Annotated in this window: 17 protein-coding genes; 9 read left to right on the forward strand and 8 right to left on the reverse strand. The window is 64.4% G+C overall.

The window, feature by feature from the left end; all coding sequences use genetic code 11:
- Positions 1-34: 34 nt before the first annotated feature.
- From L8F45_RS22590 to L8F45_RS22615, 6 genes are all read left to right on the forward strand, one after another.
- On the forward strand, positions 35-715 hold the full coding sequence (locus L8F45_RS22590) for an ArsR/SmtB family transcription factor (RefSeq protein WP_342360084.1): 681 nt from the start codon (positions 35-37) through the stop codon (positions 713-715).
- A gap of 92 nt (positions 716-807) precedes the next feature.
- Positions 808-1,551, forward strand: coding sequence for a M48 family metallopeptidase (locus tag L8F45_RS22595; RefSeq protein ID WP_342360085.1), 744 nt, complete (start codon positions 808-810; stop codon positions 1,549-1,551).
- 48 nt (positions 1,552-1,599) lie between these two features.
- On the forward strand, positions 1,600-2,793 hold the full coding sequence (locus L8F45_RS22600; protein WP_342360086.1) for a multidrug effflux MFS transporter: 1,194 nt from the start codon (positions 1,600-1,602) through the stop codon (positions 2,791-2,793).
- Between the two features lie 224 nt (positions 2,794-3,017).
- Entirely contained in the window at positions 3,018-3,815 is a 798-nt protein-coding gene (locus tag L8F45_RS22605; protein WP_342363546.1) for a UDP-2,3-diacylglucosamine diphosphatase, read from the forward strand.
- A gap of 37 nt (positions 3,816-3,852) precedes the next feature.
- Positions 3,853-5,088, forward strand: a complete 1,236-nt coding sequence (locus tag L8F45_RS22610; protein WP_342360087.1) for a BtaA family protein — start codon at positions 3,853-3,855, stop codon at positions 5,086-5,088.
- Positions 5,089-5,157: 69 nt separating this feature from the next.
- Positions 5,158-5,835 (forward strand): class I SAM-dependent methyltransferase, encoded by a 678-nt coding sequence (locus tag L8F45_RS22615; RefSeq protein ID WP_342360088.1) that lies wholly within the window; start codon positions 5,158-5,160, stop codon positions 5,833-5,835.
- Between the two features lie 10 nt (positions 5,836-5,845).
- On the opposite strand, the gene L8F45_RS22620 is transcribed toward L8F45_RS22615, so the two are convergent.
- The 6 genes from L8F45_RS22620 to fabA form a co-directional block, all read right to left on the reverse strand.
- Positions 5,846-7,984: a transglycosylase domain-containing protein gene (locus tag L8F45_RS22620; protein ID WP_425329952.1), complete on the reverse strand. Its 2,139-nt coding sequence runs from the start codon at positions 7,982-7,984 to the stop codon at positions 5,846-5,848.
- 142 nt (positions 7,985-8,126) lie between these two features.
- On the reverse strand, positions 8,127-8,747 hold the full coding sequence (locus L8F45_RS22625; RefSeq protein WP_342360090.1) for a DsbA family protein: 621 nt from the start codon (positions 8,745-8,747) through the stop codon (positions 8,127-8,129).
- Complete coding sequence (fabI, locus tag L8F45_RS22630) at positions 8,744-9,541, reverse strand: enoyl-ACP reductase FabI (protein WP_342360091.1); 798 nt, start codon at positions 9,539-9,541, stop codon at positions 8,744-8,746. The genes L8F45_RS22625 and fabI overlap by 4 nt, the downstream gene beginning before the upstream one ends.
- Before the next feature lie 74 nt (positions 9,542-9,615).
- A complete protein-coding gene (locus L8F45_RS22635) occupies positions 9,616-9,888 on the reverse strand; it encodes a DUF3303 domain-containing protein (protein WP_342360092.1) in 273 nt (90 codons plus the stop codon).
- Positions 9,888-11,114, reverse strand: a complete 1,227-nt coding sequence (gene fabB / locus L8F45_RS22640) for a beta-ketoacyl-ACP synthase I (protein ID WP_342360093.1) — start codon at positions 11,112-11,114, stop codon at positions 9,888-9,890. The genes L8F45_RS22635 and fabB overlap by 1 nt, the downstream gene beginning before the upstream one ends.
- A 69-nt stretch (positions 11,115-11,183) precedes the next feature.
- On the reverse strand, positions 11,184-11,696 hold the full coding sequence (fabA, locus tag L8F45_RS22645; RefSeq protein ID WP_342360094.1) for a 3-hydroxyacyl-[acyl-carrier-protein] dehydratase FabA: 513 nt from the start codon (positions 11,694-11,696) through the stop codon (positions 11,184-11,186).
- A gap of 175 nt (positions 11,697-11,871) precedes the next feature.
- Between fabA and irrA the strand changes: the two genes are divergently transcribed.
- Complete coding sequence (irrA, locus tag L8F45_RS22650) at positions 11,872-12,351, forward strand: iron response transcriptional regulator IrrA (protein WP_342360095.1); 480 nt, start codon at positions 11,872-11,874, stop codon at positions 12,349-12,351.
- A 37-nt stretch (positions 12,352-12,388) separates the two neighbouring features.
- Here the strand turns inward: irrA and L8F45_RS22655 are convergent, their stop codons facing one another.
- Positions 12,389-12,925 carry an SH3 domain-containing protein gene (locus L8F45_RS22655; RefSeq protein ID WP_342360096.1) on the reverse strand — a complete coding sequence of 179 codons (537 nt, stop codon included), beginning with the start codon at positions 12,923-12,925 and terminating at the stop codon, positions 12,389-12,391.
- Between the two features lie 220 nt (positions 12,926-13,145).
- Here L8F45_RS22655 and L8F45_RS22660 point away from each other — a divergent pair, with 220 nt between their 5' ends.
- Both L8F45_RS22660 and L8F45_RS22665 read left to right on the forward strand, forming a co-directional pair.
- Positions 13,146-14,144: a 2-hydroxyacid dehydrogenase gene (locus L8F45_RS22660; protein ID WP_342360097.1), complete on the forward strand. Its 999-nt coding sequence runs from the start codon at positions 13,146-13,148 to the stop codon at positions 14,142-14,144.
- 123 nt (positions 14,145-14,267) lie between these two features.
- The gene (locus tag L8F45_RS22665) at positions 14,268-14,939 is read left to right on the forward strand and encodes a glutathione S-transferase family protein (RefSeq protein WP_342360098.1); all 672 of its coding nucleotides are present in this window, start codon (positions 14,268-14,270) and stop codon (positions 14,937-14,939) included.
- Positions 14,940-14,954: 15 nt separating this feature from the next.
- On the opposite strand, the gene L8F45_RS22670 is transcribed toward L8F45_RS22665, so the two are convergent.
- Positions 14,955-15,809 carry an SDR family NAD(P)-dependent oxidoreductase gene (locus tag L8F45_RS22670; protein ID WP_342360099.1) on the reverse strand — a complete coding sequence of 285 codons (855 nt, stop codon included), beginning with the start codon at positions 15,807-15,809 and terminating at the stop codon, positions 14,955-14,957.
- Positions 15,810-15,870: the final 61 nt, after the last annotated feature.

The following is a 15,870-nucleotide window of genomic DNA, read 5'->3' on the forward strand; positions in this document are numbered from 1 at the left end:
CATCGGGCCCGCCCGCTGCTTTATCGTTGCGATCATGAAGGCAGGACCTGACATAACCATCGTCGCATCGCTTATGGGCGATCCCGCGCGCGCCAACATGTTGAGCGCGCTATTTGCAGGCATGGCCCTGACGGCGACCGAATTGTCCGTCGAAGCCGGCGTAACGCAGCAGACGGCGAGTTCGCATCTCGCCAAGCTCGTCGAAGGCGGATTGCTCACGCAGCGCAAGCAGGGGCGGCATCGCTATTACGAACTCGCCAACGCTGATGTCGCCGCGATGATCGAAGGGATAATCGGGCTGGCCCGCCGCGTCGGGCATCTCCGCGCGCGACCGGGGCCGAAAGAGCCGGCGATGCGCGAAGCGCGCATCTGCTACGACCATCTCGCCGGCGATCGCGGCATCCAACTCTTCGATTCGCTGGTGAAGCGCGAGGCGCTCGCCGTCGCCGAGGACGGGTTAACACTGACGCCGCATGGCGAGCGGTTCATCTGCGATTTCGGCGTCGATCTCGACAGAGCGAAAAGCAGCCGGCGGCCGCTCTGTCTCGCCTGTCTCGACTGGAGCTCACGGCGCAGCCATCTCGCCGGCGCGCTTGGCGCCGCGCTGATGCAGCGATTTCAGGATCTTGGCTGGGCGCGGCGGGAGAAGGGCTCGCGCGTCGTGCGATTCAGCCCGAAAGGCGCCGCAGCGTTCGCGAAATTAACAGATGCGTAAAATCCTATCCTGTCAGGACTGAAGCTGCGCGTCGGCGTCGCAGCCCAAACAAGGCGCTTTTCCTTTCGCTGCGGGCTTGGCATCCTCAAGGCATGGTGATTCCCGTTCTCCGGCGCGCGACGCCTGATCCCGACCGGATCAAGATCTGGCATGGCGGCGACGCGTTCGAGGTCCGCGTCACGCGCCATGCGCGCGCGCGGCGCTATTCGTTACGTCTTTCGAACAAGACCGATGAAGTGATTCTCACTCTGCCGCCGCGCGGCTCGCTGCGCGCGGCGACGAGCTTCGCGGAATCGCAGGGCGACTGGATCGCAACGCGCGTGCGGCGCGCCGCGACGCGCATCCCCTTCGCAGACGGCTCTTTCATTCCGCTGCGCGGCGTCGATTATCGCATCATCCATCGTCCGGCGCCGCGCGGAGTCGTCACGCCCGCGACCGATGCTTCGGGCGAGCCGACGCTCGCTGTCTATGGCGAGACGGCGCATGTGGCGCGGCGCGTGCGCGACTATCTGATCAAGCAGGCGCGAATCGATCTCGAACGCGCGGTGGAGAAGCATGCGCGCGCGCTCGAACTGACGCCAAAGAGGATTTCGGTGAAGGACACGGTGAGCCGCTGGGGCTCATGCTCCTCGACCGGCCGTCTGAGCTTCTCCTGGCGGCTGATCATGGCGCCGCCCTTCGTGCTCGAATATCTCGCGGCGCATGAGGTCGCGCATCTCAAGGAAATGAATCATTCGACGCGCTACTGGCGGATCGTCGACAAGCTCGACCCGCGCTGGCGCGAGGCCGAGCGCTGGCTGAGCCATGGCGGCTCGCAGCTCCATCGCTATGGCTGACATCAGCTTCGGCGGCTGATAGGGCGGAGCCGAAACGGACCGCCTTCCTTGCAACTTCGCGCCGGCACGCTCGCGCTCACCGCGACGCTCGCCTTTCTCACCTCGCTCTTGCCGCTCTCGACGGACATGTATCTGCCGTCGTTGCCGGCGATCGCGCGCGCCTTCGAAGTCGCGCCGGCCGACGCGCAGGCGACGCTGTCGATGTTCCTGCTCGGCATGGTCGGCGGCCAAGTGTTTTATGGCCCCCTGTCCGACAGCCTCGGCCGCAGGCCCGCCCTGCTCGCCGGCATGGTCCTGTTCACTGTGGCGAGCCTGCTGTGCGCCTTCTCCCAGTCGATCGGGCTCTTGATCGCCGCGCGCTTCCTGCAGGCGCTGGGCGCCGCAGCGCCTGTCGTGATCGGCCGCGCGATCGTGCGCGACCTCTATGACGGTTCGCAGGCTGGTCGGGAGCTGTCGCGCATGGGCGCCTTCATGGGCCTCATTCCCGCGCTCGGCCCGATGCTCGGCGGCGTGACCCAGCAATATCTGGGATGGCGCGCGATCTTTATCATCGCGGCGGTCTTGAGCACGGCGCTCGGCCTGTTCGTATGGCGGGCGCTGCCGGAGACCAGCCGCATCGGCGTGAAGGTCTGGCCGGGCTTCGGTTCGATCTTGCGCGAATATGGGATCGTGCTGCGCTCGCCTGTCTATCGCGCTTATGTCGGCATCCTGGTCGCGAGCCACGCCGGCCTGTTCGCCTTCATCTCGACGGCGACCTTCATTCTGCAAGGACGCTATGGTCTGACGCCGGTGCAATTCGGGCTTGGATTCGGCACGGCGGGATTTGGCTACGTCGCCGGCGCCTTCACAGCGCAGCGGATCGTGACCAAACTCGGCCTCGACGGGACCATTCGGCTCGGCGTGCTGGCGCAGCTCGCCGCCGGCGCGGCGGCGCTGACGCTGATGCTGGCGCAGTTCGGCTCGTCGCTCACCGTCATCCTGCCCGCCGCGCTGTTCACCTTCGGACATGGGCTGGTGCAGCCGCAGACACAGGCGGGCTCGGCGCTGCCGCATCCCGATCGGGCCGGCGCGGCCGCTTCGCTCGCCGGCATCTTTCAGCTCGGCTTCGCCTCGCTCTACGGCTTCATCCTCGCGTCGGGGCTTTCCTACACGCCGCTGGTCCTTCCCTGCGGCCTTGCGCTCGCAGGCATTGCTTCGACGACGATCTTTTTCGCGACGCGTTCGATCCGCGCGAGAAAATAGCCGGCTTATCGTGCTGTCGCATAAGCGACGCCAAGCCGTCACATCAGTGAAATCCGAATCCGGTTGAAGTCGCGCGCGATCATTGTCGCTTCCGATTCGGGGCGAATACATGATCGATTCAAATGTTCAGATCATGATCTGATGGAGTCGGCCGATCCGTGCGAGCGGGAATCCGAGTCCGACATTGCCGATCATGATTCCGCGTCGACACGGAATGGATCGTGATGACAGACGGCCATCGCTATCGGACGATCTTCATCTCGGACGTTCATCTCGGCATGCGCACCAGCCAAGCCGAACAGCTTCTCGATTTTCTGCGCGTCGTCGACGCCGATACGATCTATCTCGTCGGCGACATCATCGATTTCTGGAAGGTCAGGCGCGGCGCCTATTGGCCGCAGGCCCACAATGATGTGCTGCAGAAGATCCTGCGCAAGGTTCGCAAGGGCTCGCATGTCGTCGTCATTCCCGGCAATCATGACGAATGCCTGCGCGACTATGACGGCATGCAGTTCGGCGGCATCGAAATCCGCCTTCAGGCGATTCACACCGCCGCCGACGGCCGCCGTTATCTCGTCATGCATGGCGACGAATTCGACGTGGTCATCCGCACGGCCAGGTGGCTCGCCTTCCTCGGCGACGTCGGTTACGACGTCGCGCTCTGGCTCAACCGGCCGCTCAACTGGAGCCGACGTCATCTCGGCCTCGGCTACTGGTCGCTCTCCGCCTATCTCAAGCAGCGCGTGAAGCAGGCGGTCAGCTTCATCGGCGCCTTCGAGGAAGCGCTCGCCGGCGAGGCGCGCCGCCACAATGTCGATGGCGTGATCTGCGGCCATATCCATCAGGCCTGCGACCGGCAAATTCACGGCGCGCGTTACCTCAATTGCGGCGACTGGGTCGAAAGCTGCACCGCCATCGCGGAGACGCAGAGCGGCGTGATGACCGTCATTCACTGGCGCGACGCGCAGGGCGAGATGGATCGCGAGCGGCGCGCTCCGGCGCTTGCGCCGCAGGCCGCCTGACGCAGTGCGCCTGGATATTCTAAACGAGGATCATTTCATGACGACGTTCGCGCCCGCGCCAAGCGGGAAACTGGCGCGCGAGGCTGTGCGACGCAACGAAGGCGGCGCCCGCGCCACCCTGCTCGAAGCGTTGTTCGCCGGCGTCTTTTCCGGCCTCGTCTATCCCCAGATCTGGGAAGACCCCGTCGTCGACATGGAAGGTCTGGCGCTGAAGCCGGGCGACCGCATGATCGCGATCGCGTCCGGCGGCTGCAACGTGATGAGCTATCTGACGGCGCAGCCGTCGCAGATTGTCGCTGTCGATCTCAACGCCCACCACATCGCACTCCTGCGCCTCAAGATCGCGGCGGCGCGCCATCTACCCGACTATGCCGCCTTCCACGGCTTCTTCGGCAAGGCCGACCAGCGCGCGAATATCGCGCTGTTCGACCAGCATATCGCCGCCGCGCTCGATCCGGAGACGCGCGCCTACTGGATGTCGCGCGATCTCGTCGCGCGTCGCCGCATCAGCCGCTTCGCGCGCGGCTTCTATCGCTTCGGCGCGCTCGGTCGCTTCATCGGGCTCGCGCACAGCCTCGCTCATCTGCACGGCTATCGCCCCGAGAGGATTCTCGAAGCGAAGGGCCGCGACGCGCAGCGCGCCGTGTTTGACCGCGAGATCGCGCCCGTGATGTCGACGCCGATCGTGCGCGCGATCACCTCTTCGCGCGGCTCGTTGTTCGGACTCGGCATTCCGCCGGCGCAGTATGACGCGCTGGCCGGCGGCCGTTCGATGGCCGAAGTGCTGCTTGAACGACTCGAGCGACTCGCCTGCGGGTTTGATCAGAAGAATAATTATTTCGCCTGGCAAGCCTTCGGCCGGCGCTATGACCAGTGCGCCAACGCCTCGCTGCCGCCTTATCTCGAAGCTCGGAATTTCGACGTCGTGCGCCGCGAGGCCCATCGCGTCGAACCGATGCAGCAGCCTCTGACACCGACGCTCGCGCGCGCGCCGGACGCGAGTTTTGATCGCTACGTGCTGCTCGACGCGCAGGACTGGATGGCGGCCGCCGATCTCAACAAGCTCTGGATCGAGATCACGCGCACGGCGCGGCCGGGCGCGCGCGTGATCTTCCGCACGGCGGCAAAGCCGTCCTTGCTGCCGGGCCAGGTCGACGCCGAAGTGCTGGCGCGCTGGCGCTACGAAGAAGCGCTATCGCTTGACCTCACGCGCCGGGACCGCTCGGCGATTTATGGCGGCGCGCATGTCTATGCGCTGAAGCAGGCGAACTGACGCGCGCCGATTGCTCTGGGCGTTTCAATGATGAATGCAACGGACTCACAGCGCCCGGGCCAGGCCGGAGTGGAGCAGCGGGAACAGCCGCCGATCAAGCGTCATGCGGCGCTGATGGATCGCACCTATCGTTTTCAGCGGCATATCTATGACGCGACGCGCAAGCATTATCTACTCGGGCGTTCGCTGCTGATCGAAAGGCTGCAGCCCCCGCATGAAGGGACGGCGCTTGAGGTCGGCGCCGGCACGGCGAGCAATCTCATCCTTGCCGCCGAGCTTTATCCGACAGCCCGCCTTTACGGCGTCGACATCTCCTCGATGATGCTCGCGACCGCGCGCACGAAAATCGAACATCGCGGTCTCTCGGATCGTATCCGGCTGCAGCTCGCCGACGCGACGCGGCTCGACGGACTCTCCTTTTTCAATGTCGGGCAGTTCGACCGGATATTCTTCTCCTATTCCCTGTCAATGATTCCGGACTGGCGCGCGGCGCTGGATTGCGCGCTGACACATCTGAAGCCGGGAGGCGAACTGCATATTGTCGATTTCGGCGACATGAGCGAGCTGCCGCGCATCGCCAAATCAGGCTTGCGGATGTGGCTGCGCTGGTTCCACGTCACGCCGCGGGACGAGTTGCGCGGCGCCATCGCCTCCATGGCGTTGGGCGATGATCATTCCTGCGCGTTTGAATCTCTCTGGAGCGGCTACGCTTTCCACGCCGTGATCAAGAAACGAGCGTCGCATTAGCGAACGGCGATCAACCGCCGAAAAGCTTCTCCAGAATTCCCTTTTCCTGCGGGATCATACGCACGCGATCGTCGGTCGCCACAGGAGCGACGCGGGCGCGGGCCGAAGGCGGGATCGGCGCAAGTTGCGCGACAGGCGCGAAATCGGACGGCTCGCCGTCAACAGGCGCAAGCTGGTAACGGCCGCCGGGCAGCGGCGTCGGTTGCACGTTCTGATGCGCGGCGCGCATGAACTTGCTCCAGATCTCGACTGGCAGATTGCCGCCCGTGACCTTCTTCGTCGGAGAGTTGTCGTCGTTGCCGAGCCAGACGGCGGCGACGAGATGGGAGGTGTAGCCGACGAACCAGGCGTCGCGGAAATCCTGCGTCGTGCCTGTCTTGCCCGCCGCCTCCCAGCCGGGAAGCTCCGCCTTGCGCGCCGTTCCGACCGTCAGCGTCTGGCGCATCATCGCATTCATCATCGCGACCTTGTCAGGATCAACCACCTTCCCGAAGCCGGTCGCCGCCCTGTTGTAGATCACTTTTCCGTCGCCCGATTTCACGCGCACGACGATGTAGGGAATGACGCCTGAGCCGCCGTTGGCGAAGGGCGCATAGGCCGACACCAGCTCGATCGGCGCGACTTCTGACGTGCCAAGAGCCAGCGACGCGTTCGGCTGCAGCGGCGAATGGATGCCCAGCCGCTGCGCGACGCGCACAACATTCTTCGGGCCGACTTCCTGCGCAAGCTTCACCGCGATCGTATTGAGCGAGAGCGCCAGCGCCTTGGCGAGCGACACAGGGCCCGAATAGGTTCGCGAGTAATTCTCCGGCTGCCATCCCCTGATATTCACGGGAGAATCATCGCGCACGGTCTCCGGCGTCAGGCCGGATTCAAGCGCGGTAAGATAAACGAACGGCTTGAAAGAGGAGCCCGGCTGACGCCGCGCGGCGACCGCGCGGTTGAACTGGCTTTCGCTATAGTTGCGGCCGCCCACGAGAGCGCGCACGCCGCCGTCTGGCGTGATCGCGACGATCGCGCCCTGCGACACATTGAATTTGCCGCCGCGCGCGTTGAGGTCGTCCGTCAGCATCTTCTCGGCCGCCGATTGCAGCGCCGGCTCGATCGTCGTCTGCACGACGACGTCATTCTCGACGCGGCCGATGAAGTCGTCGAGCACGTCCATGACATAATCGGCGGCGTAATTCGCGGAGCCTGCGCCAGCGGGGCGCACCGCATTCGCCGGTTTCTCGATCGCCACTTTCACCGACGCGGCGTCGGCGAAGCCCTCGCGCGCCATCGCGTTCAGCACGAGCTCGGCGCGCGCCTGCGCCGCGTCAGGATTGCGATTGGGCGCCAGACGCGACGGCGCCTGCACGAGGCCGGCGAGGATCGCAGCCTCGGAAAGAGTCACCGCGCGCGCCGACTTCGAGAAATATTTCTGCGCAGCCGCTTCGACGCCATAGGCGCCGGAGCCGAAATAGACGCGGTTGAGATAGAGTTCGAGGATCTGATCCTTGGAGTAGGTGCGCTCAAGCCAGATCGACAGGATCGCTTCCTGAATCTTGCGCGATGCAGTGCGCTCCTGCGTAAGGAAGAGATTCTTTGCGAGCTGCTGCGTCAGCGTTGAACCGCCCTGCATGCCGCCGCCGCGCGATACGACGTTGCGCACAAGCGCGCGCGCAATGCCGACGGGATCGACGCCATAGTGCGAATAGAAGCGATGGTCCTCGATGGCGATGAAGGCCTTCGGCAAATAGGGCGGCAATTCTTTCAGCGTCACGGTCCGGCCGCCGGTCTCGCCGCGATTGGCGAGCAGCGAACCATCGGATGCAAGGATCGCGATGTTCGGCGGGCGCTTCGGAACGCTCAACTGATCGATCGGCGGCAGTTTCGTGGCGTGCCAGGCGACGAGGCCGCCAACGCCGATCACGCCCCAGATCGCGAGCACGAAACCCCAATAGAACAGGCCGCCGATGAAGGAACGACCGCGCTTCTTTTTGGATTTGCTCCGCGATGGTTTGGGGTCGCGATCACCGCCGCCGCCAGAGCGGGCCTTCGCGCGGCGGCTGTCGGGCACGGGGCGGTCCTCCGGACGCAGGAACATGCTGGAAAAGCCGCTGGGCGCGAAGGTCGGCTCCCGGCGTTGCGATGCAGCTCCCCGCGCCACTGATGCCCCCGCCTGCGCCAACGCGCGCGCTCCCCGCCTGAAATCGAGGAACGACCGGTGCAGATTGAATGTGGCGGATTAAGGAGTGGTTAAGGGTTGAGGCCCGGCCGCGGCGCGCGAGTTATCCGCCGTGGTTAAAACGTCACGCCCGCGCCGCGGCGATCGCGCCCTTCATCTGGGCCGACGGGAGATAGCCGACATAGGCGCTGCGGCCGATCAGCCAGGACGGCGTCGCAGAGAGATTGTTGCGCGCGCCGAAATCGGCCGACGCGGTCAGCGCAGCGGTGACGACGTCGGAATTCGCGGTCTGCGCGATCGATTCCACATCAAGACCGATCTTCCTGACGATGGCGATCGCAGCGTCGCCATCCGCGACGCCCCTCATCCCGAGCAATTCGCGATGCAATGTCGGATAGGCCTCGGGCGAATCCATCGCCACCGCGAGCGCGACCTTGTGGGCGAGCACGGAGGCGACGCCAAGAATCGCATAATTTACGAGGATCAGGCGAAGCCGAGAGTCGCCCTTGACCAACGCATCGACGTCGTGGGCGCCGCGACGGCACCAGGGACAGTTGTAATCGAAGAATTCCACCAAAGTGATCGAGCCGTTGCGCGATCCCATGCGGAAGGTCGCGGGCAGCGCCAGCGCCTCGCGCGTCACGTCAGGCGAAATATCAAACCGCGTCGCCTCGCCTTCCTGGGCAAAGGCCGGCGCAGCGCCCGCAGTCGCGAGCGCCGTGATCAACGCGCGACGATCGATCACGCGCCGTTTCCCGGAACTTTCAGATTTTCCGGACGCGGCATCGAGATGATGTTGTAGCCGGCGTCGACATGGATGATCTCGCCCGTCGTGTCTTGTGAGAGATCGGACAGGAGATAGAGCGCGGTCCCCGCGATGCCTTCGAGCGAAACCGAACGGCGCAGCGGCGCATGATCCTTCTGGAAGGACAGCATGAAGCGCGCATCGGTGATGCCGGCGCCGGCGAGCGTGCGCACCGGGCCGGGAGAGATGGCGTTCACGCGAATATTTTGCGGGCCGAAGTCAGCGGCGAGATAGCGCATGCTGGCTTCGAGCGCAGCCTTGGCGACGCCCATGACATTGTAGTTCGGCATTACGCGCAGCGAGCCGCCGAAGGTCAGCGTCACCAGCGAGCCGCCATTCGGCATCAGCTCCGCCGCGCGCTTCGCGACTTCGGTGAAGGAGAAACAGGAGATCACCATGGTGCGCGAGAAATTCTCGCGCGAGGTATCGGCGTAGCGGCCCTTCAGCTCGTTCTTGTCGGAGAAACCGATGGCGTGGACAACGAAATCGAGGCCGCCCCATTTCTCCTTCAGCGTCGCGAACGCAGCGTCAACCGACGCGATGTCCTCGACATCGCAGGGGAGAGCGAGCGACGCGCCAAGCGACTGCGCCAGCGGCGTCACACGCTTGCCGAGCGCTTCACCCTGATAGGTGAAGGCGAGCTCGGTGCCCTGCTCGGCGAGCAGCTTCGCAATTCCCCATGCGATGGAGTGATCGTTCGCAACCCCCATGATGAGGCCGCGCTTCCCTTGCATCAACACGCCCGAAGTCCCTTGCCCGCCCGTGGTATCTTGCGGCGACACTCAGCTTGTTCGCCGCCCCGAACAAATCACAAATATTTGCTGATCCTTGCGGCGACATCTTTCGATGGGGCCACCGGCACGATCTCGAAACGCGCGAGATCGCTCCATTGAGCGACCCATTCCTGCAGCAATGTGATGTCGTCGCATTCCATCAGCTGGAAGCAGCGTCCGAAGCTCGCCTCGATCCAGCTATCGACGTAACGCACGCCTTCCGGCGCCATGCGGCCCTGGTCACGGAACCTGCGATAGATGTCCTTCACCCGCGCCTGATCGAAATGCTCGATCACCATGAAGAGCATCAGGCGTCGAGCCGCTTCATCACGATGGTGGCGTTGGTGCCGCCGAAGCCGAATGAGTTCGAGAGCACGCAGCCGACCTTGGCGTCGTCGATGCGTTGGCGGACGATCGGCATGTCGGCGAAGGCGGGATCAAGCTCCTCGATATGGGCGCTCTCGCAGATGAAGCCGTTATTCATCATCAGGAGCGAGTAGATCGCCTCCTGCACGCCCGTCGCGCCGAGCGAATGGCCCGTGAGCGCCTTGGTCGCCGAGATCGGCGGGCATTTGTCGCCGGCGCCGAAGACGTTGCGCAGCGCCGTAATCTCGGGACCGTCGCCGGCCGGCGTCGAGGTGCCGTGCGGATTGATGTAATCGATCTTGGTCTTCACAGTCGCCAGCGCCTGCTTCATGCAGCGCTCGCCACCTTCGCCCGATGGCGCGACCATGTCGTAACCATCAGACGTCGCGCCATAGCCGACGATCTCGCCATAGATCTTCGCGCCGCGCGCCTTCGCATGCTCAAGCTCTTCCAGCACGAGCACGCCGGCGCCGCCGGCGATGACGAAACCGTCGCGATTGACGTCGTAGGGACGCGAGGCGACGGTCGGACGATCGTTGAACTTCGTCGACATGGCGCCCATGGCGTCGAACAGCACCGAGAGCGTCCAGTCGAGCTCCTCGCAGCCGCCGGCGAAAATCACATCCTGCTTGCCCCACTGGATCAGCTCATAGGCGTTGCCGATGCAATGGTTCGATGTCGCGCAGGCCGACGAGATCGAATAGTTGACGCCCTTGATCTTGAACCAGGTGGCGAGCGTCGCCGATGCGGTCGACGACATCGCCTTCGGCACGGCGAAGGGGCCGACCCGCTTCGAGGATTTGAATTCACGCGCCTTGTCGGAGGCTTCGATCAGGGTGCGCGTCGACGGGCCGCCGGAACCCATGATGATGCCGGTGCGCTCGTTCGAGACTTCGCCGGCTTCAAGGCCCGAATCCAGAATCGCCTGCTCCATGGCGACATGGTTCCAGGCCGTGCCGCCGCCATGGAAGCGCATGGCGCGACGATCGATGACGCCCTCCGGATTGAGCGAGGGCGCGCCGGACACCTGGCAGCGGAATCCGTGATCAGCGAAGGATTGATCGCGCGCGATGCCTGACTTCGCCTCGCGAAGGGAGGCGAGCACCTCGTTGGCGTTATTGCCGATGGATGAGACGATGCCCATCCCGGTGACGACGACGCGTCTCATACCGATGTCCGCTCCAAACCTGAACTCCGAACGTGGGGACTTCGCCCGTCCGAAGCAAGGCGCGCGCTATCACGCAGCGCCGGGCTTGAACAGGCCGACCCTCATATCCTTCACGTCATAGATGCGGCGGCCGTCCGCCTCCAGCCAGCCATCGGCGATGCCGAGAACCAGCTTCGAGCGGAAGACGCGCTTGAATTCGACGCCGTAGACGACCTTCTTGACCGTCGGGAGCACCTGATCGGCGAACTTGACCTCGCCGACGCCCAGCGCCCGGCCGCGCCCCTCGGCGCCCAGCCACCCCAGGAAAAAGCCGGTGAGCTGCCACAGCGCATCGAGGCCAAGGCAACCCGGCATGACGGGGTCGCCCTTGAAGTGACAGGGGAAGAACCAGAGGTCGGGGCGCACATCGAACTCAGCCCGGACATGCCCCTTGCCGTTGACGCCGCCGGCTTCGGAAATCTCCGTGATGCGGTCGAACATCAGCATCGGCGGCAGAGGGAGCTGGGCGTTGCCGGGGCCGAACAGTTCGCCACGGCCGCAGCTCAGCAGCTCCTCATAGGTGAAAGACGATTGCCGCGTCATCGTAGAAGTCGACCTCTCCCCCGCGCAGACTCCAACAGGCGCGGATCAGAGCGCTCCTATCATGCTGACAGGCGGGCCGAAAGCGGCCTGACAAGCCGCGGTGAACACGCCCCAAATTCACCTTGCCGGACATGATCCTTGCGGTCAGGGCCGCCAGCAAGTATTTAGGCGCATCATGAGCGCAAACTTGAACCTGACCGACGCCGTGGCGGCGTCCCGGCTCCGCGATGCCGCGCCCCAGGCCCGCCCCGGCTGCCCGTTCAATGCGCTGCGCGTGCGTCTGCGAGGGGTCAATCTCCGCCCGACCCGGCAGCGTGTGGCGCTCGGATGGCTCCTGTTCGCCAAGGGCGATCGTCATGTGACGGCGGAAATGCTCTATGAAGAAGCGACACGGGCGCGCGTGCCGGTCTCGCTTGCGACCATTTACAACACCCTGCACCAGTTCACCGAAGCCGGATTGCTGCGGGAAGTCGCCGTCGACGGCTCCAAGACCTATTTCGACACCAATATCTCCGATCACCACCATTTCTTCGTCGAGGGCGAGGAGAAGCTGGTCGACATTCCCGGCGCGATCGAGGTCGGCGCGCTGCCGCTTGCCCCGGAAGGAATGGAGATTTCCCGCGTCGACGTGATCGTGCGGATCCGGAAGCGCTAAGCCGGCTATTCCAGGCGCGCCGCGCCGCTGATTTCAATCAGTCCAGTTTTTCCTGGGGATAGACGCCCCAGAGCTTGTCCTGCGCAATCCAGCCGTCGAAGCCCTGCCCGTAGATGCGGCACCAGCGGCCGTTGCACGATCTGACATTGCCGAGCACGCCCGGCTGGAGCTGGGCGACGACAGGCGATTTTTCATCGCTGGTCTCAAAGAGCTGGAGAGTCCCGCCCTTCATCCAGGGCGACACCAGCGCAGTGCGGCGGCCGGACAGCAGTGAATGCAGCACCCAGCCTTCCGAGCCTTCGGAATCGCGAATCCGACGCCAGGTTTCGAACTCGCCGGTGATCTCGACCGGCAGGCCGGCGCGCTGAAACACCCAGGTCGTGCGATGATCCTTGCTCGGTCCTTCGCGCAAATTCACGCGATCCGACTTCAGGCTGACATAGCGCGGCGTCGGCAGACCCGTGACGGAGCCCGTCGTCATGCCCTGCGCCGCCACGGCTGATTGCTGCGCGATCGGCGCCGAGACGAGCGACGCCGCGCAGAGGAGACAGGTCCAGAACAGTTTCATGCTCATCGATTTCCGCTCGCGTCCCCACCGCCGGCGGCGGATTCAAGGCCTGCCATTCGACTGCGTTGTCAGCAACCGCGCCCGCCGATAGGACTCGTCCCGATCGGGCGGCCGCATCCCATGGACTTGTCGCCTCATCGTCGTTAACGCCGCGTGAAACCGGCGTCGGGCGGCTGTGGATAGCGGCCGCGCACGCCTGAAAAGCAAGCTGGTGGAGCAAGGGGGAATGACGAGCAAAGCGAAGCCGGTCGTATTCGTCACGCGCAGGCTGCCCGACGTGGTCGAGACGCGCATGCGCGAATTGTTCGACACCCGTCTCAACGAAACCGACGCGCCGCTCAGCCAGGCTGATCTCGTCGCAGCCGCGAAAATTGCCGACGTCATCGTCCCCACCGTCACCGACCGCATCGACGCAACCATCCTGTCGCAGGCGGGGCCGAAGCTCAAGCTGATCGCCAATTTCGGCAACGGATTCGACAATATCGACGTCGCGACCGCGCTGCAGCGCGGCATTACGGTGACCAACACGCCGGGGGTGCTCACCGGCGACACCGCCGACATGACGATGGCGCTGATCCTCGCCGTGCCGCGGCGGCTTGCGGAAGGGTTCGAGGTGCTGGAGCACAGCGAATGGACCGGCTGGTCGCCAACCTGGATGCTCGGCAAGCGCATCCATGGCAAGCGGCTCGGGATTATCGGGCTTGGCCGGATCGGCACGGCTGTGGCGCAACGGGCCAAGGCCTTTGGCATGTCGATCCACTATCACGGGCGTCGGCGGGCGCCGGCCGCGCTCGAGCAATCGCTGGAGGCGACCTGGTGGGAGAGCCTCGACCAGATGCTCGCCCGCATGGACATCATCTCGGTCAACTGTCCGCACACGCCGGCGACCTACCATCTGCTGTCGGCGCGGCGGCTCAAGCTCCTGAAAAAGGACGCCTATATCGTGAATACCGCCCGCGGCGAGATCATCGATGAGGTGGCGCTGACCCGCATGATCGAGGCGGGCGATCTCGCCGGGGCTGGCCTCGACGTGTTCGAGCATGAGCCCGCCGTCAATCCGCGTCTGCTGAAGCTCGCCAAAGCCGGCAAAGTGGTTCTGCTGCCCCATATGGGCTCGGCCACGGTCGAGGGCCGGATCGACATGGGCGAAAAGGTGATCGTGAATATCCGCGCCTTCATGGACGGGCATCGGCCGCCCGACCGCGTCCTGCCGAGCATGCTGTGACGGACAGGCGCGCGCGATAGGGCGCGCGCATCGATTTCATCGTCTCCATGCAGTTGCATGCATCTTGCCTGGCCGGCCGCGGTGGGATAGGAAGATGCAACTGCATCAACCACGGCGGTCGCCATGCCCGACAAGCTTCAGCTCATTAGTCACGCTCTATGCCCCTACGTGCAGCGCGCCGTGATCGCGCTGACGGAGAAGAATGTTCCGTTCGAGCGCATCGATATCGATCTCGCCAACAAGCCCGACTGGTTCAAGGCGATCTCGCCGCTTGGCAAGGTGCCGCTGCTGCGCGTCGGCGAGACATCGATCTTCGAGTCGGCCGTGATCGTCGAATATCTCGAAGAGACGACGCCCCATCCGCTGCATCCGAAGGCGCCACTGGCGCGCGCCGAGCATCGCGGCTGGATCGAATTTTCATCCGCGATCCTCGCCGACCTCTGGGGCTACTACACCGCCAAGGACACAGCGACCTTCGACGCCAAGACGACGGCGCTCGCCGATAAATTCGCGATCCTGGAAAAGCGCGTGAAAGCCGCGCCCTGGTTCGACGGCGCTGACTTCTCGCTGGTCGACGCCGCTTTCGGTCCGGTGTTCCGCTATTTCGACGTGCTTGATCGGATCGTCGATCACGGCATCCTTGACGGCAAGCCGAAGCTGGAATTGTGGCGCGCGTCGCTGAGCCAGCGTCCGTCCGTGCGCAACGCGGTCGCGCCGGATTATCCCGCGAAGCTCGAAGCCTTCATCGGCAAGCAGGGCGGCGTTCTCGCGCAGCAGCTTGCGAAGGCCGCGTGAATCAAAAGCGCGCGCTCATTTGTGAGCGTGCGCTGTGATGACAGGCCGGTTGGTCCAGACGCCGTCACGCGTCTGGCGCCAGCCGCCGGCGGCGAGCGCGCCGCCATCGACATTGATGGTCGCGCCCGTGATCCAAGATGAGAGATCGCTTGCGAGAAAGAGCGCGGCGCCGGCGCAATCATCAGGCCGGCCGTAGCGTCCAAGCGGAATCCAGCGTTTGACGAAATCCTGATACTCCTCGGGAATCCATGACGAGATTTTGATCTGCTCGGTCTCCGTCGTTTCCGGCGCGATCGCATTGACGCGAATATTTTCTGGCGCCAGTTCCAGCGCGAGGCTGCGCGTAAATCCTGAAATCGCGGTCTTGAACGCGCCGTAGACCGCGAACATCGGCACGCCGCGAAAGGCCTCGATCGTGGAGACGCTGATGATTCCGGCGTTCATTCCGCGACGAAGCAAAGGCAGCGCCGCATGCGTCGCGAGAAAGATGTGGCGGAGGTTGACGGCGTAGAGCGCGTCCCATTCCTCTGGCTTCGTATCGGCGAACGCCTTCTGCCATCCCAGCACATCGCCGACATTGTTCACGAGAAGATCGAGACGACCGAAGCGATCTTCGATCTCTTTCATGATCGTCGCAATCTGATTCGCATCCGTGACGTCGATGCAACGCGCGAGATGACCATCGCCTGACTTTCGCAATGATTCGGCGAACGACTGAACGCGCGCCTCATCCTTTTCGGCGCCGATCACCGTGGCGCCGCAAGCTGCGAAGCATTCCGCAATCGCGCGGCCGATGCCGGCGCCGGCGCCTGTTACGAGAGCGATTTTCGCCTTCAGCGCATTTGGAAACTGTTCAGCGAAGCCGGTCATTTCATCCTCGCAGCGGTCGCGAAGTTGAGAACCGGCGCCTGACAACGGCATCGTCCCGCCG

Origin of the sequence: Terrirubrum flagellatum, assembly GCF_022059845.1 — a bacterium.
Classification (GTDB): Bacteria; Pseudomonadota; Alphaproteobacteria; order Rhizobiales; family Beijerinckiaceae; genus Terrirubrum; species Terrirubrum flagellatum.

Bases quoted from the DNA above. Each gene is read 5' to 3' on its own strand.
- L8F45_RS22670 (WP_342360099.1), bottom strand. From the start codon at position 15,809: ATGACCGGCTTCGCTGAACAGTTTCCAAATGCGCTGAAGGCGAAAATC.
- L8F45_RS22605 (WP_342363546.1), top strand. From the start codon at position 3,018: ATGACAGACGGCCATCGCTATCGGACGATCTTCATCTCGGACGTTCAT.
- fabI (WP_342360091.1), bottom strand. From the start codon at position 9,541: ATGCAAGGGAAGCGCGGCCTCATCATGGGGGTTGCGAACGATCACTCC.
- L8F45_RS22595 (WP_342360085.1), top strand. From the start codon at position 808: ATGGTGATTCCCGTTCTCCGGCGCGCGACGCCTGATCCCGACCGGATC.
- L8F45_RS22590 (WP_342360084.1), top strand. From the start codon at position 35: ATGAAGGCAGGACCTGACATAACCATCGTCGCATCGCTTATGGGCGAT.
- L8F45_RS22655 (WP_342360096.1), bottom strand. From the start codon at position 12,925: ATGAGCATGAAACTGTTCTGGACCTGTCTCCTCTGCGCGGCGTCGCTC.
- L8F45_RS22610 (WP_342360087.1), top strand. From the start codon at position 3,853: ATGACGACGTTCGCGCCCGCGCCAAGCGGGAAACTGGCGCGCGAGGCT.
- L8F45_RS22635 (WP_342360092.1), bottom strand. From the start codon at position 9,888: ATGCTCTTCATGGTGATCGAGCATTTCGATCAGGCGCGGGTGAAGGAC.
- L8F45_RS22665 (WP_342360098.1), top strand. From the start codon at position 14,268: ATGCCCGACAAGCTTCAGCTCATTAGTCACGCTCTATGCCCCTACGTG.
- fabB (WP_342360093.1), bottom strand. From the start codon at position 11,114: ATGAGACGCGTCGTCGTCACCGGGATGGGCATCGTCTCATCCATCGGC.
- L8F45_RS22660 (WP_342360097.1), top strand. From the start codon at position 13,146: ATGACGAGCAAAGCGAAGCCGGTCGTATTCGTCACGCGCAGGCTGCCC.
- irrA (WP_342360095.1), top strand. From the start codon at position 11,872: ATGAGCGCAAACTTGAACCTGACCGACGCCGTGGCGGCGTCCCGGCTC.
- fabA (WP_342360094.1), bottom strand. From the start codon at position 11,696: ATGACGCGGCAATCGTCTTTCACCTATGAGGAGCTGCTGAGCTGCGGC.